The sequence below is a fragment of the Pseudomonas lini genome (genome assembly GCF_001042905.1).
Taxonomy (GTDB): Bacteria; Pseudomonadota; Gammaproteobacteria; order Pseudomonadales; family Pseudomonadaceae; genus Aquipseudomonas; species Aquipseudomonas lini.
Genome location: NZ_JYLB01000011.1, coordinates 214,978 through 237,976 on the forward strand (window position 1 = coordinate 214,978; position 22,999 = coordinate 237,976).

The 22,999-nt window shown below is 59.8% G+C and carries 19 protein-coding genes; 13 read left to right on the forward strand and 6 right to left on the reverse strand.

The window, feature by feature from the left end:
- Positions 1-129 precede the first annotated feature (129 nt).
- Both TU81_RS26815 and aspA read right to left on the reverse strand, forming a co-directional pair.
- The gene (locus TU81_RS26815; protein WP_038980567.1) at positions 130-1,578 is read right to left on the reverse strand and encodes an alanine/glycine:cation symporter family protein; all 1,449 of its coding nucleotides are present in this window, start codon (positions 1,576-1,578) and stop codon (positions 130-132) included.
- Positions 1,579-2,061: 483 nt separating this feature from the next.
- Entirely contained in the window at positions 2,062-3,486 is a 1,425-nt protein-coding gene (gene aspA / locus TU81_RS26820) for an aspartate ammonia-lyase (RefSeq protein WP_030132480.1), read from the reverse strand.
- 181 nt (positions 3,487-3,667) lie between these two features.
- Here aspA and TU81_RS26825 point away from each other — a divergent pair, with 181 nt between their 5' ends.
- From TU81_RS26825 to TU81_RS26845, 5 genes are all read left to right on the forward strand, one after another.
- Positions 3,668-4,585, forward strand: a complete 918-nt coding sequence (locus tag TU81_RS26825) for a LysR substrate-binding domain-containing protein (RefSeq protein WP_038980569.1) — start codon at positions 3,668-3,670, stop codon at positions 4,583-4,585.
- A 329-nt stretch (positions 4,586-4,914) separates the two neighbouring features.
- Positions 4,915-5,406 carry a 5-(carboxyamino)imidazole ribonucleotide mutase gene (purE, locus tag TU81_RS26830; protein WP_003196369.1) on the forward strand — a complete coding sequence of 164 codons (492 nt, stop codon included), beginning with the start codon at positions 4,915-4,917 and terminating at the stop codon, positions 5,404-5,406.
- Between the two features lie 11 nt (positions 5,407-5,417).
- Complete coding sequence (locus TU81_RS26835) at positions 5,418-6,500, forward strand: 5-(carboxyamino)imidazole ribonucleotide synthase (RefSeq protein WP_038980572.1); 1,083 nt, start codon at positions 5,418-5,420, stop codon at positions 6,498-6,500.
- A 106-nt stretch (positions 6,501-6,606) separates the two neighbouring features.
- Complete coding sequence (locus tag TU81_RS26840; protein ID WP_048397449.1) at positions 6,607-6,855, forward strand: GlsB/YeaQ/YmgE family stress response membrane protein; 249 nt, start codon at positions 6,607-6,609, stop codon at positions 6,853-6,855.
- 97 nt (positions 6,856-6,952) lie between these two features.
- Positions 6,953-7,489: a DUF3299 domain-containing protein gene (locus tag TU81_RS26845; protein ID WP_038983567.1), complete on the forward strand. Its 537-nt coding sequence runs from the start codon at positions 6,953-6,955 to the stop codon at positions 7,487-7,489.
- 87 nt (positions 7,490-7,576) lie between these two features.
- Here the strand turns inward: TU81_RS26845 and TU81_RS26850 are convergent, their stop codons facing one another.
- On the reverse strand, positions 7,577-8,476 hold the full coding sequence (locus TU81_RS26850; protein WP_048397450.1) for a D-hexose-6-phosphate mutarotase: 900 nt from the start codon (positions 8,474-8,476) through the stop codon (positions 7,577-7,579).
- A gap of 86 nt (positions 8,477-8,562) precedes the next feature.
- Positions 8,563-8,967 carry an acyl-CoA thioesterase gene (locus TU81_RS26855; protein ID WP_007896491.1) on the reverse strand — a complete coding sequence of 135 codons (405 nt, stop codon included), beginning with the start codon at positions 8,965-8,967 and terminating at the stop codon, positions 8,563-8,565.
- A gap of 367 nt (positions 8,968-9,334) precedes the next feature.
- Here TU81_RS26855 and TU81_RS26860 point away from each other — a divergent pair, with 367 nt between their 5' ends.
- From TU81_RS26860 to TU81_RS26895, 8 genes are all read left to right on the forward strand, one after another.
- Positions 9,335-10,633, forward strand: coding sequence for an MFS transporter (locus TU81_RS26860; protein WP_038980576.1), 1,299 nt, complete (start codon positions 9,335-9,337; stop codon positions 10,631-10,633).
- A 233-nt stretch (positions 10,634-10,866) separates the two neighbouring features.
- Positions 10,867-11,865 (forward strand): phosphate ABC transporter substrate-binding protein PstS, encoded by a 999-nt coding sequence (locus tag TU81_RS26865; RefSeq protein WP_038980578.1) that lies wholly within the window; start codon positions 10,867-10,869, stop codon positions 11,863-11,865.
- A gap of 489 nt (positions 11,866-12,354) precedes the next feature.
- Positions 12,355-14,388: an ABC transporter permease subunit gene (locus TU81_RS26870; protein WP_173667535.1), complete on the forward strand. Its 2,034-nt coding sequence runs from the start codon at positions 12,355-12,357 to the stop codon at positions 14,386-14,388.
- A 15-nt stretch (positions 14,389-14,403) separates the two neighbouring features.
- Entirely contained in the window at positions 14,404-16,074 is a 1,671-nt protein-coding gene (pstA, locus tag TU81_RS26875) for a phosphate ABC transporter permease PstA (RefSeq protein ID WP_048397451.1), read from the forward strand.
- 159 nt (positions 16,075-16,233) lie between these two features.
- Positions 16,234-17,067, forward strand: coding sequence for a phosphate ABC transporter ATP-binding protein PstB (pstB, locus tag TU81_RS26880; protein ID WP_038980585.1), 834 nt, complete (start codon positions 16,234-16,236; stop codon positions 17,065-17,067).
- A gap of 71 nt (positions 17,068-17,138) precedes the next feature.
- A complete protein-coding gene (gene phoU / locus TU81_RS26885) occupies positions 17,139-17,900 on the forward strand; it encodes a phosphate signaling complex protein PhoU (protein ID WP_007896483.1) in 762 nt (253 codons plus the stop codon).
- A 175-nt stretch (positions 17,901-18,075) separates the two neighbouring features.
- Entirely contained in the window at positions 18,076-18,978 is a 903-nt protein-coding gene (locus TU81_RS26890; RefSeq protein ID WP_038980587.1) for a response regulator, read from the forward strand.
- 201 nt (positions 18,979-19,179) lie between these two features.
- Entirely contained in the window at positions 19,180-20,076 is an 897-nt protein-coding gene (locus TU81_RS26895) for a peptidoglycan DD-metalloendopeptidase family protein (protein WP_038980590.1), read from the forward strand.
- Between the two features lie 113 nt (positions 20,077-20,189).
- Here the strand turns inward: TU81_RS26895 and TU81_RS26900 are convergent, their stop codons facing one another.
- Together TU81_RS26900 and phoR are read right to left on the reverse strand one after the other, a co-directional pair.
- Complete coding sequence (locus tag TU81_RS26900; RefSeq protein WP_048397453.1) at positions 20,190-21,530, reverse strand: hemolysin family protein; 1,341 nt, start codon at positions 21,528-21,530, stop codon at positions 20,190-20,192.
- Between the two features lie 123 nt (positions 21,531-21,653).
- The gene (gene phoR, locus TU81_RS26905; RefSeq protein WP_231983821.1) at positions 21,654-22,940 is read right to left on the reverse strand and encodes a phosphate regulon sensor histidine kinase PhoR; all 1,287 of its coding nucleotides are present in this window, start codon (positions 22,938-22,940) and stop codon (positions 21,654-21,656) included.
- Positions 22,941-22,999: the final 59 nt, after the last annotated feature.

Here is a 22,999-nt window from a genome sequence, read left to right on the forward strand (position 1 = left end):
AGCGACGTGGTCTCAAACCCGAACCAAAACGGCAGCATCAAAAAAGCTGCCACAACATGCGACCGAGCATGACGCCGGTCGCAAGCTGTGTCACGCCGGGCGCAGGGGATGCGCCCGGTTTTTTACCGATCAGCGTTGCGCTGCGGTCACGCCTTGCGGCTCAGTCTGCACTTGAGGAGCGGCTGACGGATTGGCTGGCCAGGCTTTCAGGTCCAGGTCCAGATCCGGGAACTTGCTCGAATCGAACACTGGAGTCTTGATGCCGGCAGCGCGCTGGTCATCGTAGTCACGCATGATACGCATGCCGACCTTGAACAGCAGGAACAGCGCGATCAGGTTCACGAACGCCAGCAGGGTCATGGTGATGTCGGCGAACGCGAACACCGTGCCCAGGTTCTCGATGGCACCCCAGAAGATCAATACCAGTACCAGTGCGCGGTAGCCGATCAGCGCCTTGCGGTTTTCGCCGATCATGAAGCGCAGGTTGTTCTCGCCCAGGTAGTAGTTGTAGAGGATCGAGGTGAACACGAACAACGCCAGGGCCACGGAGATGAACATCCGGCCCCATTCGCCGACCACAGCAGCCAGGGAGTTCTGGGTCAGGGCAATGCCGTCGCCTTCGAAGCCCGGGGTGTAGAAGCCCGACAGCAGGATCAGCAACGCGGTGCAGGTGCAGATCACGAAGGTGTCGAGGAACACGCTGAACGCTTGAACCACGCCTTGCGAAACCGGGTGCTCGACCGAGGCCACGGCGGCCACGTTCGGCGCACTGCCCAGGCCTGCTTCGTTGGCGAACACGCCGCGCTTCACGCCCATGACAATGGCGCTGCCGATCAGGCCGCCGAACGCCTGGTCCAGACCGAAGGCGCTTTTGACGATGGTAATCAACATGCCTGGAACGTGGTCGAACTGCAGCACGATCACGTAGATGGTCACGCCGATGTACACCAGGGTTTTCACCGGCACCAGCAGGTCAGCGACCTTGGCGATCCGCTTGATACCACCGATGAACACCAGACCCAGCAATACCGCCAGGCCAAGGCCGGTGTACGTGGTGTCGAGGCCGAAGGCATTGTTCAACGAGTGGGTTACGGCGTGGGCTTGCAGGCCGTTGAAGGCGAAGCCAAAGGTGATCAGCAGCAAGAACGCCATGATCATTCCCAACCAGCGTTTCTGCAGGCCGTGCTGGATGTAATAGGACGGGCCGCCACGGAACTGGCCTTCGGAGTCGCAGCGCTTGTAGAGCTGGCCGAGGGAGCATTCGAAGAAGCTGCTGGACATGCCGACCAGCGCGGTCACCCACATCCAGAACACCGCACCGGGGCCACCCAGGGTCACGGCGATGCCGACACCCGCGATGTTGCCCGCACCGACGCGGCCGGCCAGGCTGAGCATCAGGGCCTGGAAGGAGCTGAGCTGGCCAGCGCTGCTTTTGAGGCTGTCACGGAACACCGCGAACATGTGAAAGAAATGGCGGAACTGAACGAAACGCGAGCGGATCGTGAAGTAGCTACCGAGCCCGACAATGAGCACGATCAGTACTTTCCCTGAGAGGAAGTCGTTGATGACTTCGAGCATGGATTATTCCTCGCTATTTTTTGTGTGTGCGAATACTGGATGGGCCGACACATCGCGTTACACCGGCTTGCGCGGGGCACAACAGGTGGGTCGAGGTACGTTCCGTTTCCATATCGCGGGTTTTATTAGTTCGGGTTTCGCATGGGTTTGGGCCTCGTTAACGACGACCGCTCACGCGAAGAGGGCCGGCACTATACCTAGGAGAGCGCCGGCCGTCTGCACGATTGTGGTGCAAGCGACGAACGAGGGCGCTGCAAAATCAAAAAATCGCAGCCTTCGGCAGCTTCTGGGGGATATCAAATCCTGTGGAAGCTGTCGAAGGCTGCGATCTTGGCGGCACTGAAAACATTCAACATGTTGTGAAAATCCGCAAACGGGTTAAAAAAAAGGGCTTGAGGGAGTAAATCCCCAAGCCCTCAAAAGGTGAGAGGTGTCTAGTCCCTCGACCTGGTGAGCGTGGCTCTCATCAGAGCCGGCGTTTGGTCAAGCCTTCAGAGGCACCAGACGCGGAGCGATCATGTTTTCCGGGCGCAGGATGTCGGCGAGCATTTCTTCGTCGAGCAAGCCTTCTTCGCGCACCAGTTCCAACACGCCACGGCCGCTTTCAAGAGCGATACGGGCAATGCGGGTGGCGTTTTCATAGCCGATGTAAGGGTTCAGCGCGGTGACCAGGCCGATCGAGTGTTCGACCAGCTCACGGCAGCGCTCTTCGTTGGCGGTGATGCCGACGATGCAGTGTTCGCGCAGCATGTCCATGGCGCGCTGCAGCAGGCGGATCGAGTCGAAGATCTTGAAGGCGATCAGCGGTTCCATCACGTTCAGTTGCAGCTGGCCGCCTTCGGCCGCGATGGTCAGGGCCAGGTCGTTGCCGATGATCTGGAAAGCAACCTGGTTCACGGCTTCCGGAATTACCGGGTTGACCTTGCCTGGCATGATCGAGCTGCCTGGCTGACGCGCAGGCAGGTTGATTTCGTTGATGCCGGTGCGTGGGCCGCTGGACAGCAGGCGCAGGTCGTTGCAGATCTTCGACAGCTTGACCGCGGTGCGCTTGAGCATGCCGGAGAACAGCACGAAGGCGCCCATGTCGGAGGTGGCTTCGATCAGGTCGGCGGCCGGTACCAGCGGTTGACCGCTGATGGTTGCCAGACGCTGAACGGCCAGGGCCTGGTAACGCGGGTCGGCGTTGATGCCGGTACCGATTGCGGTACCGCCCAGGTTCACTTCGGTCAGCAGCTCAGGTGCCAAGGTCTTCAGACGCGCCAGGTCTTCGCTCAGGGTGGTGGCGAAGGCGCGGAATTCCTGGCCCAGGGTCATCGGCACGGCGTCTTGCAGCTGGGTACGACCCATCTTCAGAACGTGGCTGAATTCTTCACCTTTGGCGGCGAACGACTGGATCAGGCTGTCGAGGCTGGCCAGCAGCGCGTCGTGACCCAGCAGCAGACCCAGACGGATCGCGGTCGGGTAGGCGTCGTTGGTCGACTGCGCCATGTTCACGTCGTTGTTCGGGTGCAGGTACTGGTATTCGCCCTTGCTGTGGCCCATGGCCTCCAGCGCGATGTTGGCGATGACTTCGTTGGCATTCATGTTGGTCGAAGTGCCAGCGCCGCCTTGAATCATGTCCACCACGAATTCTTCGTGGAAATCGCCGCGGATCAATCGGGCACAGGCTTCGCTGATGGCAGCGTGCTTGGCTTCGCTCAGGTGACCCAACTCGCGGTTGGCGTCAGCGGCGGCCTGTTTGACCATTGCCAGACCGACAACCAGTTTCGGGTAATGCGAAATCGGAACACCGGAGAGACGGAAATTATTCACCGCTCGCAGGGTCTGGATGCCGTAATACGCTTGAGCAGGTACTTCGAGTACGCCAAGCAGGTCTTTTTCTGTGCGGAAAGATGCAGCGGAAGACATGATAGAAATCATCTCGATAGGGACCCGGTCTGTGCCGGAACACTGCAAATGCTAGGCTTGTGAAGAATTTTGGGCAAATGCTGTTAAACACTAGCCTATGCACATTCGGCATAATGCCCGTGTGACGCCGCGTGTACGGCGAGCGTGTGACCTAAATTGGTGCGTGCCCCGGGAGGGCGAAATGAATCTGGAAAGTAAATGGCTCGAGGACTTTAGTGCTCTGGCCGCCACCCGCAGCTTCTCCCAGGCAGCTGAACGACGCTTCGTGACTCAGCCGGCATTCAGCCGGCGGATCCGCAGCCTCGAAGCCGCGCTGGGGCTGACTTTGGTCAATCGCTCCCGCACGCCGGTTGAGCTGACAGCGGCAGGACAGCTGTTTCTCGTTACCGCGCGAACCGTGGTCGAACAGCTCGGTGAGGTGCTGCGCCACCTTCATCATTTGGAAGGCGGGCAGGGCGAGGTGATGCAGGTTGCCGCTGCTCACTCCCTGGCACTGGGTTTTTTCCCGCGCTGGATCGCGCAGTTGCGCAACGAAGGGCTGAACATCGCCACGCGACTGGTGGCGACCAACGTTGGTGATGCCGTGCATGCGTTGCGCGAAGGCGGCTGCGATCTGATGCTGGCGTTTTACGACCCGGATGCGGCCATGCAAATGGACCCGGAGATTTTCCCGTCGCTGCACCTGGGGGACACCGAAATGCTCCCGGTCTGCGCCGCCGATGCCGATGGCAAACCGTTGTTCGACCTGGAAGGCGAGGCCAGCGTGCCGCTATTGGCCTACAGCGCCGGTGCGTTTCTTGGACGTTCGGTGAACATGCTGTTGCGCCAGCGGGCGCTGCGATTCACCACTATTTACGAAACCGCCATGGCCGACAGCCTGAAAAGCATGGCGCTGGAGGGCTTGGGCATTGCCTGGGTGCCGCAACTGAGCGTGCGCGCCGAACTGGCTCGCGGTGAGTTGGTGGTCTGCGGCGGCCCGCAATGGCATGTGCCACTGGAAATTCGTCTGTACCGCTGCGCGCTGGTGCGCAAGGCCAACGTGCGGTTGCTCTGGCGCAAGCTTGAGGGTGGTGCGGCGCAAACCACCCCCGTTTCTTGAAGACAACGAAGAACCCTGTGGGAGCGGGCTTGCCCGCGAAGGGGCCGGCATATTCAATATCAATGTTTGATGTGCTGACGCCATCGCAGGCAAGCCAGCTCCCACAGGGATTTGTGGTGGATTTGATTGACCTTGAGGTCAATAAAACCGGCACTTTGCGCCGTATGACAGATGGTCGCATCGGGGGCTGTTTATCTGCTTCATTGAGGTATACTGCGCGGCCTTCGGCCGGTTCGTCCGGCCATTTTTCGTACAATCAAGCCACGCATTCTGCGTGGCTTGTTGTTTTTTGACGCGCCTGCGGGCGCCCAGAGAGAAGAGGCACGACGATGAGCGCACTGGTTGGCGTGATCATGGGCTCCAAGTCCGATTGGTCCACCCTTAGCCACACCGCCGATATGCTGGAAAAGCTCGGCATCCCTTACGAGGTGAAAGTGGTCTCTGCCCACCGCACCCCGGACCTGCTGTTCCAGTACGCCGAAGAGGCTGAGGCCCGTGGCATCGAGGTGATTATCGCCGGTGCCGGTGGCGCGGCCCACCTGCCAGGCATGTGTGCGGCCAAGACCCACCTGCCAGTGCTGGGCGTGCCGGTGCAGTCGTCGATGCTCTCGGGCGTCGATTCGCTGCTGTCTATCGTGCAAATGCCAGCAGGCATTCCGGTCGCCACCCTGGCCATCGGCAAGGCTGGCGCGATCAACGCAGCCCTGCTCTCGGCGAGCATCCTGGGCGCCAAGCATCCGCAATTTCATACCGTGTTGAAGAAATTCCGCGCTGAGCAGACAGACAGCGTCCTGGACAATCCAGACCCACGCATCGCCTGAGGTTGTTGACGATGAAAATCGGTGTAATCGGTGGCGGCCAGTTGGGTCGCATGTTGGCGCTGGCGGGCACTCCGCTGGGCATGAACTTCGCTTTCCTCGATCCGGCGCCGGATGCTTGCGCAGCCGCATTGGGCGAACACCTGCGGGCCGATTACGGCGATCAGGATCACCTGCGCCAACTGGCCGATGAAGTCGATCTGGTGACCTTCGAGTTCGAAAGCGTCCCGGCCGAAACCGTGGCATTCCTGTCGCAATTCGTCCCGGTGTACCCGAGCGCTGAAGCACTGCGCATCGCCCGCGATCGCTGGTTCGAAAAGAGCATGTTCAAGGACCTGGGGATTCCGACCCCCGCGTTCGCCGACATCCAGTCGCAAGCCGATCTGGATGCCGCCGTGGCGTCCATCGGTCTGCCGGCCGTGCTGAAAACCCGTACCTTGGGTTACGACGGCAAGGGCCAGAAAGTCCTGCGCAAGCCTGAAGACGTGGTCGGCACCTTCGCCGAACTGGGCAGCGTCGCCTGCCTGCTGGAAGGCTTCGTGCCGTTCACTGGTGAAGTCTCGCTGATCGCCGTGCGTGCTCGCGATGGCGAAACGAAGTTCTATCCGCTGGTTCACAACACCCACGACAGCGGCATTCTCAAGCTGTCCGTGGCCAGCACTGATCACCCGCTGCAAGCGTTGGCTGAAGATTACTCCAGCCGGGTGCTCAAGCAGCTGGAGTACGTCGGCGTGATGGCGTTCGAGTTCTTTGAAGTCGACGGCGGCCTCAAGGCCAACGAAATCGCCCCGCGCGTGCACAACTCCGGGCACTGGACCACCGAAGGCGCCGAGTGCAGCCAGTTCGAAAACCACCTGCGGGCCGTTGCCGGTCTGCCGCTGGGTTCGACGGCCAAGGTCGGCGAGAGCGCGATGCTCAACTTCATTGGTGTGGTGCCGCCAGTAGAAAAAGTGATCGCGATCGACGACTGCCATTTGCATCACTACGGCAAGGCCTTCAAGATCGGCCGCAAGGTCGGTCATGCCAGTCTGCGCTGTGCAGACCGTGAAACGTTGGCTGCGCAGATCCTCAAGGTCGAAGCGCTCATCGCCGAATAGTTTCATGTGGCGGCGGCGGAACCTTCAGGGTACGCCGCTCTCTGATGGCAGGATGCCAAAGTCTGGCTAGGCTTTCGGCATATCCAATCATTCAGAGGGAAATGCCATGGGAATTATCGGAACCATCTTTATCGGCTTGATCGTCGGCCTGCTGGCTCGGTTTGTGAAACCGGGCGATGACAGCATGGGTTGGATCATGACCATCCTGCTCGGTATCGGCGGTTCGCTGGCGGCCACTTACGGCGGCCAGGCCCTGGGCATTTATCGCGCTGGCGAAGGCGCAGGTTTCATCGGTGCGCTGGTGGGCGCGGTGGTATTGCTGGTGATTTACGGCCTGATCAAAAAAAGGACCTGATTGAAGTGACAAAGCCCTCTCTGCGCCATCGCCGGAGAGGGCTAGAATGCTCGGCGTTGCCATCGTCACATTGTCCTTTCCTTTGCCGAGCACGTTCATGCGCCGTCTTCTGTTGACTCTTCTCTTCCTGGGCAGTGGTTTGGCCCATGCCGGCGAACTGCCGGAAACCGACTGGCTTGAACTGATGCCCAAGTCGGACCAGAAAGCCCTTGAGGCTATGCCCGAAATCGACCACAACTCCCCGGAAGCCAACGGCACCTTTACCCAAAAAGGTGGCATGAAGCAGAGCAAGGGCTTGCCGGCGGTGATGTACTCGACCAAAACCGTGCCGTCGATGAACGACAAACACATCCGCATTGGTGGTTATCCGGTACCGCTGGAATCCGACGCCAAAGGCCACAGCACGCTGTTCTTCCTTGTGCCGTATCCGGGCGCTTGCATCCACGTGCCGCCACCGCCACCTAACCAGTTGGTGCTGGTGCGTTATCCAAAAGGCTTGAAGCTGAATGACATCTACACACCGCTGTGGGTGACCGGCACGCTGAAGATCGAAAAGGTCAACAACGACCTGGCGGACGCGGCGTATGCGCTGGACGCGGCGCAGGTGCGGGTGGTCAAAGAGTCGGATTTGTAATCGCGTATACCGCAAAAAAGATCGCAGCCTGCGGCAGCTCCTACGCCGATCTATGTAGGAGCTGCCGCAGGCTGCGATCTTTTGATCTTAAAGCGGTTTACTACCGATGCTCACACCGAGGCTATGACTTGCCCCCGGTGCCAGCGTCACCACATCACCCATCACATTCGCCGTTTCAATGCACAGCATGCGCTGCCAGCCATCATCGGCCATGTCGCTGAATGCCGCGGCGCGGTCGATCCAGGGATTCCAGATCACCGCCGAGCGCGAGCCGCTGCTGGTCAGTTCAATGCGTCGTTCCCAATGTGGGTCAACAATGCTCAGCTTCGGTGGGGTATTGAGATAGATGCGGTCGGTCTCGCCGGTAAAATGCAGATCACCGGTCTGGGTGACGGTTTTCCAGTCGTCCAGGGTTTCGATATAGCTCAAGCCATCCAGCCCTTCAACGTGCACATGGCGCACATCGCTGACCGCAAAATAGCTGTGCAATGCCTGGCTGATCGTGACGTGTTCGGTGCCCTTGTTTTCGCTCGTCAGGCTGATATGCAACTGCTCATCCAGACGAATGCTCAGTTTCAAGTCCACCTGATGCGGCCATCCCGGCAGACCGCCTTCGGGGTAGGGCAGGACGAATTCCACCTTCAGGCTTTCGCCTTCGGTTTCGATGCCGCCCAGTTCCCAGTCCATCGCCCGCACCAGACCATGGGCGGTCGGCGGTTCCTGGCTGACGCGCATGGCCTGGACACTCTGCGGGTTGCGCGACAGGTTGCCGAACCATGGCCAGCACACCGGCACGCCGGCGCGGATACTCTTGCCAGTCTTGAATACCGCCTCGTCGTTGAGCCAGATCAGCGGCGGTTCGCCAGCCAATTGATAACTGAGGATGTGCGCGCCTTGCTGGGCCACCAGCAATTCGGCCTGACCGTGGCGGATGCGCCAGCAGTTCAGTTCATCCAGTTTCACGGCTTCAACGTTGGGCGTGCTCATGGGGCAACTCTCGATCAGGAACAGGACTGCAATGGACCGCAAAACGGGCGCCGGGTTTAACGCCCACTTTTTTTACGGGCTCCGGTTTAACGAGCTCTAGGCGGAACCGAGCGAGTGCGGCCGCTGCCGTCGATAGCGACGAACACGAAGACTGCTTCGGTCACTTTACGCCATTCGCTGGACAGTGGATCGTCGCTCCAGACTTCGACCATCATCTGAATCGAGCTGCGGCCGATTTCCAGGGCCTGGGTATAGAAGGAGAGTTGAGCACCCACCGCTACCGGCACCAGGAACGCCATGCGATCGATCGCAACGGTGGCTACGCGACCACCGGCAACCTTGCTGGCCATTGCGGTGCCAGCCAAATCCATCTGCGCCACCAGCCAGCCGCCGAAAATATCGCCAAAGCCATTGGTTTCGCGTGGAAGCGCGGTGATTTGCAGGGCCAAGTCGCCTTGCGGGATTGGATCTTCTTGTTCGAGCTCTATCATGCCGGGGGTGCCTCTGACCCGTGACTCTTCATTGGTACTTCAGGTTGAATAGCCGTCTCTAAGAAAAACGATTCAGCCCCGAACATACTACGTTCGTCACGTTTTTCGTAAGGCGCCTAAAGGGAAACTCTGCGAAATCGGCTGACGGATGCCAACGACGGTTTCGCACAGCAACCCCTTACAAGCCGTTGCAATGTTGCGAGTATATCGATCGGTAGACTCCGAGACGACCGTCCGGTTCTCATTTTGACCGTCAAATACGCGCCTCTATGTGCTTTTTCGAACAATTTGCTATCGTGCCGAACCTGCCCAAGCCTCAGCCAGCGTTGTTGAGGTTGCAGATCCGACTATAAGAGAAGCCCTTGCCATGACCACAGCGCCCTCGAGCATCGCGCAGCCCAACCAATCCGCACGTCCGCTGACCCGCAACGACTATAAGACGTTATCGCTGTCTGCCCTGGGCGGCGCGCTGGAGTTTTACGACTTCATCATCTTTGTGTTCTTTGCCACGGTGGTCGGCAAGCTGTTCTTTCCTGCCGACATGCCCGAGTGGCTGCGCCTGATGCAGACGTTCGGCATCTTCGCCGCTGGCTACCTGGCGCGGCCGCTGGGCGGCATCGTCATGGCGCACTTCGGTGATCTGCTGGGGCGCAAGAAGATGTTCACCTTGAGCATTTTCATGATGGCAGTGCCGACCCTGATCATGGGCTTGCTGCCGACTTATGCGCAGATTGGTATGTGGGCGCCGATCCTGTTGCTGCTGATGCGGGTGATCCAGGGCGCGGCGATTGGCGGTGAAGTGCCGGGGGCTTGGGTATTCGTTTCCGAACACGTGCCACAGCGGCACATCGGTTATGCCTGCGGCACGCTGACCTGCGGTCTGACCGCCGGTATTCTTTTGGGCTCATTGGTCGCCACCGCGATCAATAGCATTTACACGCCGGTTGAAGTCGCGGATTACGCCTGGCGGATCCCGTTCCTGCTGGGCGGTGTATTTGGCCTGTTCTCGGTCTACCTGCGCCGCTGGCTTCACGAAACCCCGGTGTTCGCCGAGCTGCAATTGCGCAAGGCCCTGGCCGAGGAAGTGCCGCTGCGCGCGGTGTTACGTGACCATCGCGGTGCGATTTTGATTTCCATGCTGCTGACCTGGCTGCTGTCCGCCGGCATCATCGTGGTCATTCTCATGACGCCGACCGTGCTGCAGACCGTCTATCACTTCGCGCCGACTACCGCGTTGCAGGCCAATAGCCTGGCCATCGTATTCCTGAGTCTGGGCTGTGTGGCCTCCGGTGTATTGGCTGACCGCTTCGGCGCCGGCCGGGTGTTCGTGTTCGGTAGCGCCGCGCTGCTGATCAGTTCGTGGACGTTCTATCACAGCCTGTTCAACCATCCCGACTGGCTGTTCCCGATGTATGCCCTGACCGGTCTGCTGGTCGGCACTATCGGTGCGGTGCCGTATGTGATGGTCAAAGCCTTCCCGGCGGTGGTGCGGTTCAGCGGGTTGTCGTTTTCCTACAACCTGGCTTACGCGATTTTCGGTGGCCTGACGCCGATGGTCGTGACGTTGCTCTTGAAGGAAAGCCCGATGGGGCCGGCCTATTATGTGGCGATCATTTGTGGTGTCGGGATTCTGGTGGGTGGGTATCTCTGGAAGAAGGGGCGCTAACCTTGTAACCGATCGTTCCCACGCTCTGCGTGGGAATGCCGCCATGGACGCTCTGCGTCCGCTTTTGAATGGGACGCAGAGCGTCCCGAGATGCATTCCCACGCAGAGCGTGGGAACGATCTATCGCTAGATGCTGGCCTTTCATCCAATTGTCATATTTCAGCCATAGAGTGTTCACACGGCCTGCTGATACTTGGCCCCGACTTAACACACCTATCTGCTAGGAGTAAGGCATGAAACTGAAGCGTTTGATGGCGGCAATGACTTTTGTCGCTGCTGGCGTTGCGACTGCCAACGCGGTTGCCGCTGTTGACCCGTCGATCCCGAGCTACACCAAGACCACTGGTGTGTCGGGCAACCTGTCCAGCGTCGGCTCCGATACCCTGGCTAACCTCATGACCCTGTGGGCTGAGAACTACAAAAAAGAATACCCGAACGTAAACATCCAGATTCAGGCTGCCGGTTCTTCCACCGCGCCACCTGCGCTGACTGAAGGCACCGCTAACCTGGGCCCGATGAGCCGCAAGATGAAGGACAACGAGCTGCAAGCCTTCGAAACCAAATACGGCTACAAGCCAACCGCTATTCCGGTTGCCGTGGACGCCCTGGCTGTCTTCGTACACAAAGACAACCCGATCAAGCACCTGACCATGGAACAGGTCGACGCGATCTTCTCCTCGACGCGTCTGTGCGGCGCTAAAACCGACGTGAAAACCTGGGGCGACCTGGGTGTGACCGGCGACCTGGCAAACAAGCCGGTTCAGCTGTTCGGTCGTAACTCGGTATCCGGCACTTACGGCTACTTCAAAGAAGAAGCCCTGTGCAAAGGCGACTTCAAGCCAAACGTCAACGAACAACCAGGTTCGGCTTCGGTTGTGCAATCGATCAGCTCCTCGCTGAACGGCGTTGGTTACTCGGGCATCGGCTACAAGACCGCCAGCGTGAAAACCGTAGCCCTGGCCAAGAAAGGCAGCACCGAGTTCGTTGAAGACACCGAAGAAAACGCCCTGAACGGCAAGTATCCGCTGTCGCGTTTCCTCTACGTATACGTCAACAAGGCCCCGAACAAGCCTCTGGCCCCGCTGGAAGCCGAGTTCGTGAAGCTGATTCTGTCCAAACAGGGTCAGGAAGTGGTTGTGAAAGACGGCTACATCCCGCTGCCAGCCAAGGTTGCTGCAAAAGCACTGGCTGACCTGGGTCTGCAAGAAGGCAACAACGTAGTAAAAAAGTAAAACCCTAGGTCCGGGCTAAACCCCGGACCTGTGTAGGAGCGAGGCTTGCCCGCGAAAGCGGTGGGTCAGTCAACATTGATGTTGAATGTAACGACCCCTTCGCGGGCAAGCCTCGCTCCTACAATGCCGGTAAATACCGGCCCCCAAATTTCCGATCCACTGCCAGTTCCCACCGGCGGCGGATTTGTTGCGTCACTGCATTGTCATCTTTCTGTCATACAGGATCGCTAGGGTGTGCGAATGAATGATCTGGCCAACTCCACCATGACTACAAATCCCCCCAAGCGAATTGACTTCAATACGCCTGAGCTGCACCGCAAGCGCCGTATTCGTGCGCTGAAAGATCGGCTGACCCGCTGGTATGTCCTCGTCGGCGGCCTCGCCGTTCTTGGCGCGATCACCCTGATCTTTTTCTTCCTCGGTTACGTCGTCGCGCCGCTGTTCCAGGGTGCCGACCTGACCGCCAAAGACGCCATCATGCCTGCCTGGATGCAAGACGCCGGCAAGCCGCTGATGATCTCCCTCGAAGAGCAGAACCAGGTCGCCATGCGGGTTTCCGACAAGGGCCAGGCACTGTTCTTTGATATCGACACTGGCGCCGAACTGCGCCGCGTCGACCTGCCGATTCCAGCCGGCACCAGCGTGACCTCCATCGGTGAAGATCAACCTGGCCAGCCATTGGTGGCGGTGGGTTTGTCCAACGGTCAGGCGCTGGTGTTCCGTCACACGTATAAAGTCAGCTACCCGGATGGCAAGAAAACCATCTCGCCGGCCGTTGAATACCCCTACGGCGAAACACCCATCGCGCTGAACGAGGCGGGCGGTGCTCTAGAGCACGTCAGCCTCAACGCCACTGATTCGACCCTGCTGCTGGCCGGTTCCACCGGTGCGCAGCTGCATGTCGTGTCGCTGACCAGCGAAGAAAACATGATGACCGGCGAAGTCACCAATGAGCAGAAGCGCATTGACCTGCCGCAAATGACCGAGCCGGTGAAAAACATCTTCGTCGACCCGCGTCAGCAGTGGCTGTACGTGGTCAACGGCCGTGCTCAGGCCGACGTTTTCAGCCTGCGCGACAAGAGCCTCAACGGTCGCTATAAATTGCTTGAAAATGGCGATGCCGAAGTGACTGCCAGCACTCAATTGCTGGGCGGCATCTCGCTGATCGTCGGTGACTCCAAGGGCGGCCTCGCCCAGTGGTTCATGGCTCGCGACCCGGATGGCGAACAACGCTTCAAGCAGATCCGTACCTTCCAGATGGGCACTACGCCGATCGTGGAGATCACCGCCGAAGAACGTCGCAAAGGCTTCGTTGCCCTCGACGCTTCCGGCAAACTCGGCGTGTTCCACAGCACCGCTCACCGCACTTTGCTGGTGGACCAGGTGGTCGACGGCCAAGGCCTTTTCGGCCTGTCGCCACGGGCCAACCGCGTGATCGTGGAGCAGGGCGGCAAGCTGCAACCGTTGCTACTCGACAACCCGCACCCGGAAGTCTCGTGGAGCGCGTTGTGGAGCAAGGTCTGGTACGAGAACTACGACGAGCCTAAATACGTCTGGCAATCGACCGCCGCCAATACCGATTTCGAACCCAAGCTGAGCCTCTCGCCGCTGACCTTCGGTACCCTGAAAGCCGCGTTCTACGCGATGCTGCTGGCTGCGCCACTGGCCGTTGCCGCGGCGATCTACACCGCGTACTTCATGGCTCCAGGCATGCGTCGCAAGGTCAAACCGGTGATCGAGCTGATGGAAGCGATGCCGACGGTGATCCTCGGCTTCTTCGCCGGCCTGTTCCTTGCGCCGTACGTGGAAGGGCATTTGCCGGGGATTTTCAGTCTGCTGCTGTTGATGCCAATTGGCATCCTGGTCGCCGGTTTCACCTTCAGTCGCCTGCCTGAATCGCTGCGCCTGCGGGTGCCGGACGGCTGGGAAAGCGCGATCCTGATCCCGGTGATTCTGTTTGTGGGCTGGCTGTCGCTGTACATGAGCCCGTACATGGAAACCTGGTTCTTCGGCGGCGACATGCGCATGTGGATCTCCCACGACTTAGGGATTACCTACGACCAGCGCAACGCTCTGGTAGTCGGTCTGGCCATGGGCTTCGCGGTCATTCCGAACATCTACTCGATCGCCGAAGACGCCGTGTTCAGCGTGCCTCGCGGCCTGACTCTGGGCTCCCTGGCCCTCGGTGCCACACCGTGGCAGACCATGACGCGCGTGGTGATCCTCACCGCCAGCCCGGGCATCTTCTCGGCGCTGATGATCGGCATGGGCCGCGCGGTCGGCGAAACCATGATCGTGCTGATGGCCACCGGTAACACCCCGGTCATGGAAATGAACCTGTTCGAAGGCCTGCGCACCCTGGCGGCCAACGTCGCAGTGGAAATGCCCGAATCGGAAGTCGGCGGCAGCCACTACCGCGTGCTGTTCCTCTCGGCGCTGGTGCTGCTGTTGTTCACCTTCGTCATGAACACCCTCGCGGAACTGATTCGTCAGCGTCTGCGCAAGAAATACTCGTCGCTTTAAGAAAGGTAGAAGTCTGTGAAACAGAACTCCCTGAATGGATGGTTCAAGAGCGGCGCCCCCGGCGTCTGGATCAGCGGTGGCGCGGTGTCCATTGCGGTCATCATGACCATTGGCCTGCTGACGGTGATTGCCGTGCGCGGCCTGGGCCACTTCTGGCCAGCGGACCTGGTGCACGCCAGTTACGACGTGCCGGGCCAGGCCAACCACCTCGTTGTCGGCGAAGTGGTGCAGAAGGAAGAAGTGCCACGCGAGCGCCTGAAAAGCGCTGGCCTGCCGGTGCCCGATCAGGGCCCGGAGTTCATGACCCGCGAGTTGATCAAGGTCGGCAACCGTGATCTGAACGGCACTGACTTCACGTGGATTGTCGGCGAGTGGCTAACTAACCAAACGACTCCACCCGAGCTGATGGCTATCGAGCGTCGTGAGTGGGGCAACTTCTACGGCTACCTGGTCAACGTCAAACAGGATGGCAAGGTCATTGCTGAAGGCGAGGCCGCATGGCCTGAGTTGCAGGCGCGTGTCGATCGCGTCAACCAGCTCGCCGCGCAGCTCAAGACCCTGGAAAAGGTCGACATCGGCGCGATCAACGCAGGTCTGGAACGTGTGCGTCTGCACGGTCGCAAACTGGAACTGGCCGGCCGTCTCGACGCTGCCGCACAAGCGGACCTGGAGTCCGAACGCGCCGAGTTGAATGCCCGTTATCAGGAAATCGAAGCGCGTCTGAATGATCTGCACGCGCAGTTCAACCGCGACAGCCTGACCGCTCGCGACGCGAACGGCAAAGAAGTCGAAATCGGCATCGGTAAAGTGGTTCACGCCTACCAGCCGAACGCCATGGGCACCTTCACCAAGATCGGCTTCTACTTCAGCAAGGTCTGGGAATTCCTCAGTGATGACCCGCGTGAAGCCAACACCGAAGGCGGGATTTTCCCGGCGATTTTCGGCACCGTGATGATGACTCTGATCATGGCGATGATCGTGACGCCGTTCGGCGTGCTGGCGGCGGTTTACCTGCGTGAATATGCACGGCAAGGACCGATGACGCGGCTGATTCGCATCGCGGTGAACAACCTGGCGGGTGTTCCGGCCATTGTTTACGGTGTGTTTGGTCTGGGCTTCTTCGTCTACGTGCTCGGCGGTTCGGTCGACCGGTTGTTCTTCCCTGAAGCACTGCCGGCACCGACCTTCGGTACGCCGGGCCTGCTCTGGGCCTCGCTGACCCTGGCGCTGCTGGCGGTGCCGGTGGTAATCGTGGCCACTGAAGAAGGCCTGGCGCGGATTCCTCGCACCGTGCGTGAAGGCTCGTTGGCCCTTGGCGCAACCAAGGCAGAAACCTTGTGGAAGATCGTGCTGCCGATGGCCAGCCCGGCGATGATGACCGGGATGATCCTCGCCGTGGCCCGTGCCGCCGGTGAAGTGGCGCCGCTGATGCTGGTGGGCGTGGTGAAACTGGCGCCGTCGTTGCCGCTGGATGGCAACTACCCGTACTTGCACCTGGACCAGAAGATCATGCACTTGGGCTTCCACATTTATGACGTCGGCTTCCAGAGCCCGAACGTCGAAGCCGCGCGGCCGCTGGTGTATGCCACTGCATTGCTGCTGGTGCTGGTGATTGCCACGCTCAACTTGTCGGCCGTTTATATCCGTAACCATCTGCGCGAAAAATACAAAGCATTGGATAGCTGATTACTGCCGCTCCCTGTAGGAGCCAGGCTTGCCGGCGAAGGCGATTTCAAGGACGCCTTCGCGGGCAAGCCTCGCTCCTACAGAACGGCGACACCGCTGGCCCAATCTTGTGAGGCCAGCGGCTCACTGAACCGAATTTGTTAGCACAGGGAGCCTCCCATGCAGCACGAAGCACACACTCACGGTATCAACATGTCGGCCCTGGGCCGCGACAAACAGAGCCTGAGCCTCGAGCAAGAAACCGTGGCCATCGAAGTGCCGGGCCTGAGCCTGTTCTACGGCGACAAACAAGCGCTGTTCGACGTCAGCATGAACATCCCGAAACAGCGCGTGACCGCCTTCATCGGCCCGTCCGGCTGCGGCAAGTCCACGCTGCTGCGCACCTTCAACCGCATGAACGACTTGGTGGACGGTTGCCGCGTCGACGGCGCGATCAACCTCTACGGCAACAACATCTACCGTAAGGGCGAGGACGTGGCTGAGCTGCGTCGTCGCGTCGGGATGGTGTTCCAGAAGCCCAACCCGTTCCCGAAAACCATCTACGAGAACGTGGTCTACGGCCTGCGCATTCAGGGCATCAACAAGAAGCGTGTGTTGGACGAAGCGGTCGAGTGGGCATTGAAAGGCGCGGCCCTGTGGGAGGAAGTCAAAGACCGTTTGCACGAGTCGGCGCTCGGCCTGTCCGGTGGTCAGCAGCAACGTCTGGTGATTGCCCGCACCATCGCCGTGGAGCCGGAAGTCCTGCTGCTCGATGAGCCATGCTCGGCGCTCGACCCGATCTCGACGCTGAAAGTCGAAGAGCTGATCTACGAACTGAAATCCAAGTTCACCATTGTTATCGTGACCCACAACATGCAACAGGCCGCGCGGGTTTCCGACTACACGGCGTTCATGTACATGGGCAAACTGGTGGAATTCGGCGACACCGATACCCTGTTCACCAATCCGGCGAAGAAGCAGACCGAAGACTACATCACTGGTCGCTACGGCTAGGAAGCTGTTGTTGCTCACTGAACTGACGCTGCGGTCCACCGCACCTTACCGGACGCTCCAAGGACGCCAACATGATTAGTAAAGAAGGCCTTACCCATCACATCTCCGCGCAGTTCAACGCTGAGCTCGAGGAAGTGCGCAGCCACCTCCTGGCCATGGGCGGGCTGGTGGAAAAGCAGGTCAACGACGCGGTCACCGCGCTGATCGAGGCCGACTCCGGCCTGGCCCAGCAGGTTCGCGAGATCGACGACCAGATCAACCAGATGGAACGCAACATCGACGAAGAATGCCTGCGCATTCTGGCCCGTCGTCAGCCGGCGGCGTCGGACTTGCGTTTGATCATCAGCATATCCAAGTCGGTGATCGACCTGGAGCGTATCGGCGACGAAGCCACCAAAATCGCCCGTCGTGCCATTCAGTTGTGCGAAGAAGGCGAAGCCCCACGCGGTTACGTGGAAGTTCGCCACATTGGTGACCAGGTGCGCAACATGGTTCGCGATGCTTTGGACGCGTTTGCCCGCTTCGACGCCGACCTGGCGTTGTCGGTGGCGCAGTACGACAAGATCATCGACCGCGAATACAAGACCGCGCTACGTGAACTTGCCACCTACATGATGGAAGACCCGCGCTCTATCTCGCGGGTCTTGAGCATTATCTGGGTGCTGCGTTCCCTGGAGCGGATCGGCGACCACGCGCGCAATATCTCGGAACTGGTGATTTACCTGGTGCGCGGCACCGACGTGCGTCACTTGGGCCTCAAGCGCATGAAGGAAGAAGTTGAAGGCACAAGTGCCGAAACCGCTAATGTTCCGGGCAAAGCTGACGATAAGTAAGACTGCCCCTAGGAAAGCGCCCGGCCCTTTGGCCGGGCGTTTTTGTTTGCGTGGCTTCGAATTGAAGAATTGAAAAGCAGCACCCGCGAACGAAAAGTCCCGGCGTGACTGAAGAGTTTTGGCAAAGTGCCATCAGCCAGCGTTATGCTTGCCGGGATTTTTAAAGGGGTGTTGGATGAGCAAGATTAGTGTGTTGGTCGTGGACGATGCGGCGTTCATTCGTGACCTGGTAAAGAAGTGCCTGCGTAACTACTTCCCCGGGATCCGGACCGAAGATGCAGTCAACGGCAAAAAGGCCCAGGCCATGCTGGCCAAAGAAGCGTTCGACCTGGTTCTGTGCGACTGGGAAATGCCGGAGATGTCCGGTCTGGAACTGCTGACCTGGTGCCGCGAGCAGGACAACCTCAAGACCATGCCGTTCGTGATGGTCACCAGCCGTGGCGACAAAGAGAACGTCGTCCAGGCGATTCAGGCCGGAGTTTCCGGCTACGTCAGCAAGCCGTTCACCAACGAGCAACTGCTGACCAAGGTCAAACAGGCGCTGAACAAGGTCGGCAAACTTGACGCCCTGATGAGCGGTGCGCCGACCAAAATGAACTCGGCATTCGGCAACGATTCCCTGAGCGCGTTGACCGGTGGCAAGGCTGCTGTCGTCGCACCAGCCCCGGCTGCCGCACCGTCTCGCGGCTTGCTCAACACTCCGCCGGTCAAGGCACCGGTCGCTGCTTCCGCGCCTGCCAGCGGGCGCGGTCAAGGCCAACTGCGCCTGCCGAGTGGCACCCAGCAATGCGTGATCAAGGCCTTGAGCATCAAGGAAGCACTGCTGGTGGTGAAGCGCACTGACACTCTGCCGCAAGTCCTCGACAGCGCCGTGCTCGACCTGGAGCAGGGCGAGAACGCTGAAATCGCCCGCCTCAACGGCTACCTGCACGCCATCGTTGCCTACGAGCCGAAACCTGACAGCGACTGGCTGCAACTGACTTTCCGCTTTGTCGACCAGGATGCGCAGAAGCTCGACTACATCTCCCGCCTGATCGCCCGTGGCACCGCACAGAAGCATTTCGTACCGGGCGCGTAACGTGTACCGCTGATCGTTCCCACGCTCTGCGTGGGAATGCCTCCCCGGATGCTCCGTGTCCGCTTCGGATGGGACGCAGAGCGTCCCTTGCTGCATTCCCACGCAGAGCGTGGGAATGATCATTTGAAACATCTGTCGACTACGCTGGTCCATTTCAGCTGCTAGGCTCCTTTCCAGGCCTTACTCGACAGAATCTTGCCCATGCTCGCGCGCCTGCTGTTTTTCTGTGGTCTGTTCATGGCCTCCACCTCGGCTGTGGCCATGACGATTTACCGGTCCACCGACGCCAGTGGCGTGGTCTCTTACAGCGACCGCCCCACCAAAGGCGCGAAGGTGTTCGTTTTTCGGGACCGGATGGTCGAGCGGCTTGAACGGCAGGTGTACCTCGATATCAAGAAACAGAGGGGCATGGACAGCGTGTTCGTGCGCAACGACCTGTATGCGCCGGTCGAGATCGAGCTGAGTTTTGCCGGGCTGAATAACGTCAGCGGCGCGCCGAGCCGACCGATCCGTCGGGTTATGCCAGCGCGCAGTAACCTTCGCCTGGCGCTGCTCAAGGCGACGAAGGCCGGAAGGCCGCTGGTCTATACTCCAAGGTTCGAATATTCCCTGGGCGACCCCGCAGGGGCCGCCATGGCGTATCGATATCCGTTGCCCTGGCGTGGCGGGCCGTTTCGGCTGAGCCAAGGCGCCAATGGCCAATACAGCCACTACGGGCCGAAGAACCGTTATGCGATGGACATCGCCATGCCCGAAGGCACGCCGATCATCGCGGCGCGCGGCGGAATGGTGGTGAAAACCGAGAATGGCCAGACCGGGCGCGGCAACGATCCGTCAGGCAATTTCGTGCGGGTATTGCACGATGACGGAACGATGGGCGTGTACCTGCACCTCAAGAAAGGCTCAGTCAGCGTACGGGAAGGTCAGCGAGTGGTGGTGGGCAGTGCGCTGGCGCTGTCGGGCAATACCGGCAACAGCAGCGGCCCGCACTTGCACTTCGTGGTGCAGCGCAATACCGGGTTGGGGTTGGTATCGATTCCGTACCAGTTCAATCAACCGGTAGGCGCGTTGCCCAACTTTGCGTTGGGCAAGAAGTAATGGGTGCCTGACCCAACGCCATCGCGGGCAAGCCCACTCCCACAGGTCCTGCGCAAGTCCTTGTGGGAGCGGGCTTGCCCGCGAAGGGGTCGACGCGGATCTGGATCAGCGCATTAATCGAGCATCAACACCTTGGCCAAAATGATCTTCGGCCCTTTCATCTTCTTGATGATGATCCGCAAACCTTCTACTTCCAGCACTTCTTCCTCTTCCGGCACCCGTTTCAAGGTTTCATAGACCAGACCGGCGAGGGTTTCGGCTTCGATGTGGTCCAGATCGATGCCCAGCAGGCGTTCGACCTTGAACAGCGGTGTATCGCCCCGCACCAGCAGTTTGCCCGGCTGATACGCGAGGATCCCGCGTTCGGCCTTGCGGTGTTCGTCCTGAATGTCGCCCACCAGCACTTCCAGCACGTCTTCCATGGTCAGGTAGCCGATGATGTTGCCGTCGGCTTCCTCGACCACGGCGAAATGCGAACCGCCCTTGCGGAACTGTTCCAGCAACTGCGACAGCGGCATGTGGCGAGACACGCGCTCCAGCGGGCGGGTCAGTTCGGCGAGGTTGAACGACTCGGGAATGTGATCCAGTGCGGCCAGTTCCAGCAGCAAATCCTTGATGTGCAGCAGGCCGACGAACTCCTGACGCTCGCTGTCATACACCGGGTAGCGGCTGAACTTGTGGCGACGGAACATCGCCAGAATTTCCTTGAGTGGCGCGTTGAACTCCAGCGTCACCAGGTCTTCCCGGGAGTTGGCCCAGTCGACCACTTCCAGCTCGCCCATCTCCACCGCCGAGGCCAAAACGCGCATGCCTTGGTCGCTCGGGTCCTGACCACGGCTGGAGTGCAGGATCAGTTTCAGTTCTTCACGGCTGTAATGGTGCTCGTGATGCGGGCCGGGTTCACCCTGGCCGGCGATCCGCAGGATCTGGTTGGCGCTGGCGTTGAGCAGGTAGATGGCCGGGTACATGGCCCAGTAGAACAGGTACAGCGGCACGGCTGTCCAGAGCGACAGCAGCTCGGGTTTGCGGATGGCCCAGGATTTCGGGGCCAGTTCGCCGACCACGATGTGCAGGTACGAAATGATGAAGAACGCCGTGAAGAACGACACGCCTTTGACCACTTCGGCCGACTGTACACCGACCGCTTCGAGTACCGGCTCGAGAATATGCGCAAACGCCGGCTCACCCACCCAACCCAGGCCCAACGAGGCGAGGGTAATGCCCAATTGGCAGGCCGAGAGGTAAGCATCGAGCTGACTGTGCACGGTGCGCAGGATATGTCCGCGCCAGCCGTGTTGTTCAGCGATGGCTTCGACCCGGGTCGAGCGCAGTTTGACCATGGCAAATTCCGCCGCAACGAAAAAGCCGTTGAGCAAAACCAGGATCAGAGCAAAAAGAATCATGCCGAAATCGGCGAAGAGTGTCGCGAGGGTCAAGCCAGGGGAAGGGTCCATGATGGGGTTTTGCGGGTTCCGTGTATTCGAAAGGAAAGAAAAAAGTGCGCCTGAAAGGCAGGCACAAGTCAGCCAATGTAGCGGCTGACTCTTGGCTTGCCTAGTGGCGAGTGCTGGCCGGTATCAATCGGCGGTGCTGATAACCCGGGATTTGGTCACCTGGGCTGGCGCAAAATGGCAGGTAAACGTGCTGCCGTGCCCCGGCACACTGCTGATTTCCATACGTGCCCGGTGGCGCAGCAACACATGCTTGACGATGGCCAGTCCCAGCCCGGTGCCGCCGGTATTGGAGTTGCGGCTGGAGTCGACGCGGTAGAAGCGTTCAGTCAGGCGCGGCAAGTGTTTGCTGTCGATGCCGATACCCGAATCCTGCACGCTCAAATGCGCGCCTTGATCGTCACCCCACCAGCGAATTCGGATATTGCCTTCTGCCGGGGTGTATTTCACTGCGTTGAACACCAGGTTGGAGAACGCGCTACGCAATTCGGCTTCGCTGCCCTTGAGCAGGATCGTCGGATCGGCTTCCAGGCTGATGTGCTGGTTTTTTTGGCCCGACAGTTGCTGAGCGTCGCCCTTGATCGATTGCAGCAGGCTGTCAATGGACACCGGTTGATTGTCCGACGGGTAATCGGTGGCTTCCAGTTTGGCCAGCAGCAGCAAATCGTTAAGCAAGGTCTGCATGCGCCCGCCTTGCTGCTGCATCTGCTGCAGCGCACGGGTCCAGCGCGGGTTCACTTCCTCGACGTTGTCGAGCAGGGTCTCCAGGTAGCCGCAGATCACCGTCAGCGGCGTGCGCAGTTCGTGGGACACATTGGCGATGAAGTCTTTGCGCATCTGTTCCAGCTGATGGATACGCGTCACGTCGCGCACCAGCATCAAGTGTTCGTTGTTGCCATAGCGGGTGATGTACAGCTGAATGCGCAGGCGATCATTGATTGGTGAAGGAATTTCCAACGGCTCGGCGTAGCTGTCCTGTTCGAAGTATTCCTTGAAGCGCGGATGGCGCACCAGGTTGGTCACGGGCTGGCCGCTGTCCTGAGGGGTCTTGAGACCAAGCAGGGTTTCGGCGGCACGGTTCCACCATTCCAGGTCGCCATCGCTGTCGAGCATGATCACCGCGTCTTTCAGCGCCGCGGTGGATTCCTGGACCCGGTCGATCACCGCTTGCAGGCGCCCGCGCACCCGTTGGTCGCGGCGTTGCAAGTGGTAGATGCTGTCGAACACTTCGCCCCACAGGCCATAGCCATCGGGTGGTGCTTCATCGGGTTTGTGCAGGCGCAGCCATTCGTGCAGGCGCAGCAGTTGCTTGAGGGTCCAGGCCAGATAAAGGCCCAGGCCCACGGCGAGGCTCCAGCCGTAGTAGCCGGAAATCAGGCCGATCACCAGGCAGGCGGTGACCAGCAACAGCATGTGGCGAATCAGGGTGCCATGCCAGTTTTGGTTCACGAAAAAATGCGTCCTTGTCAGCG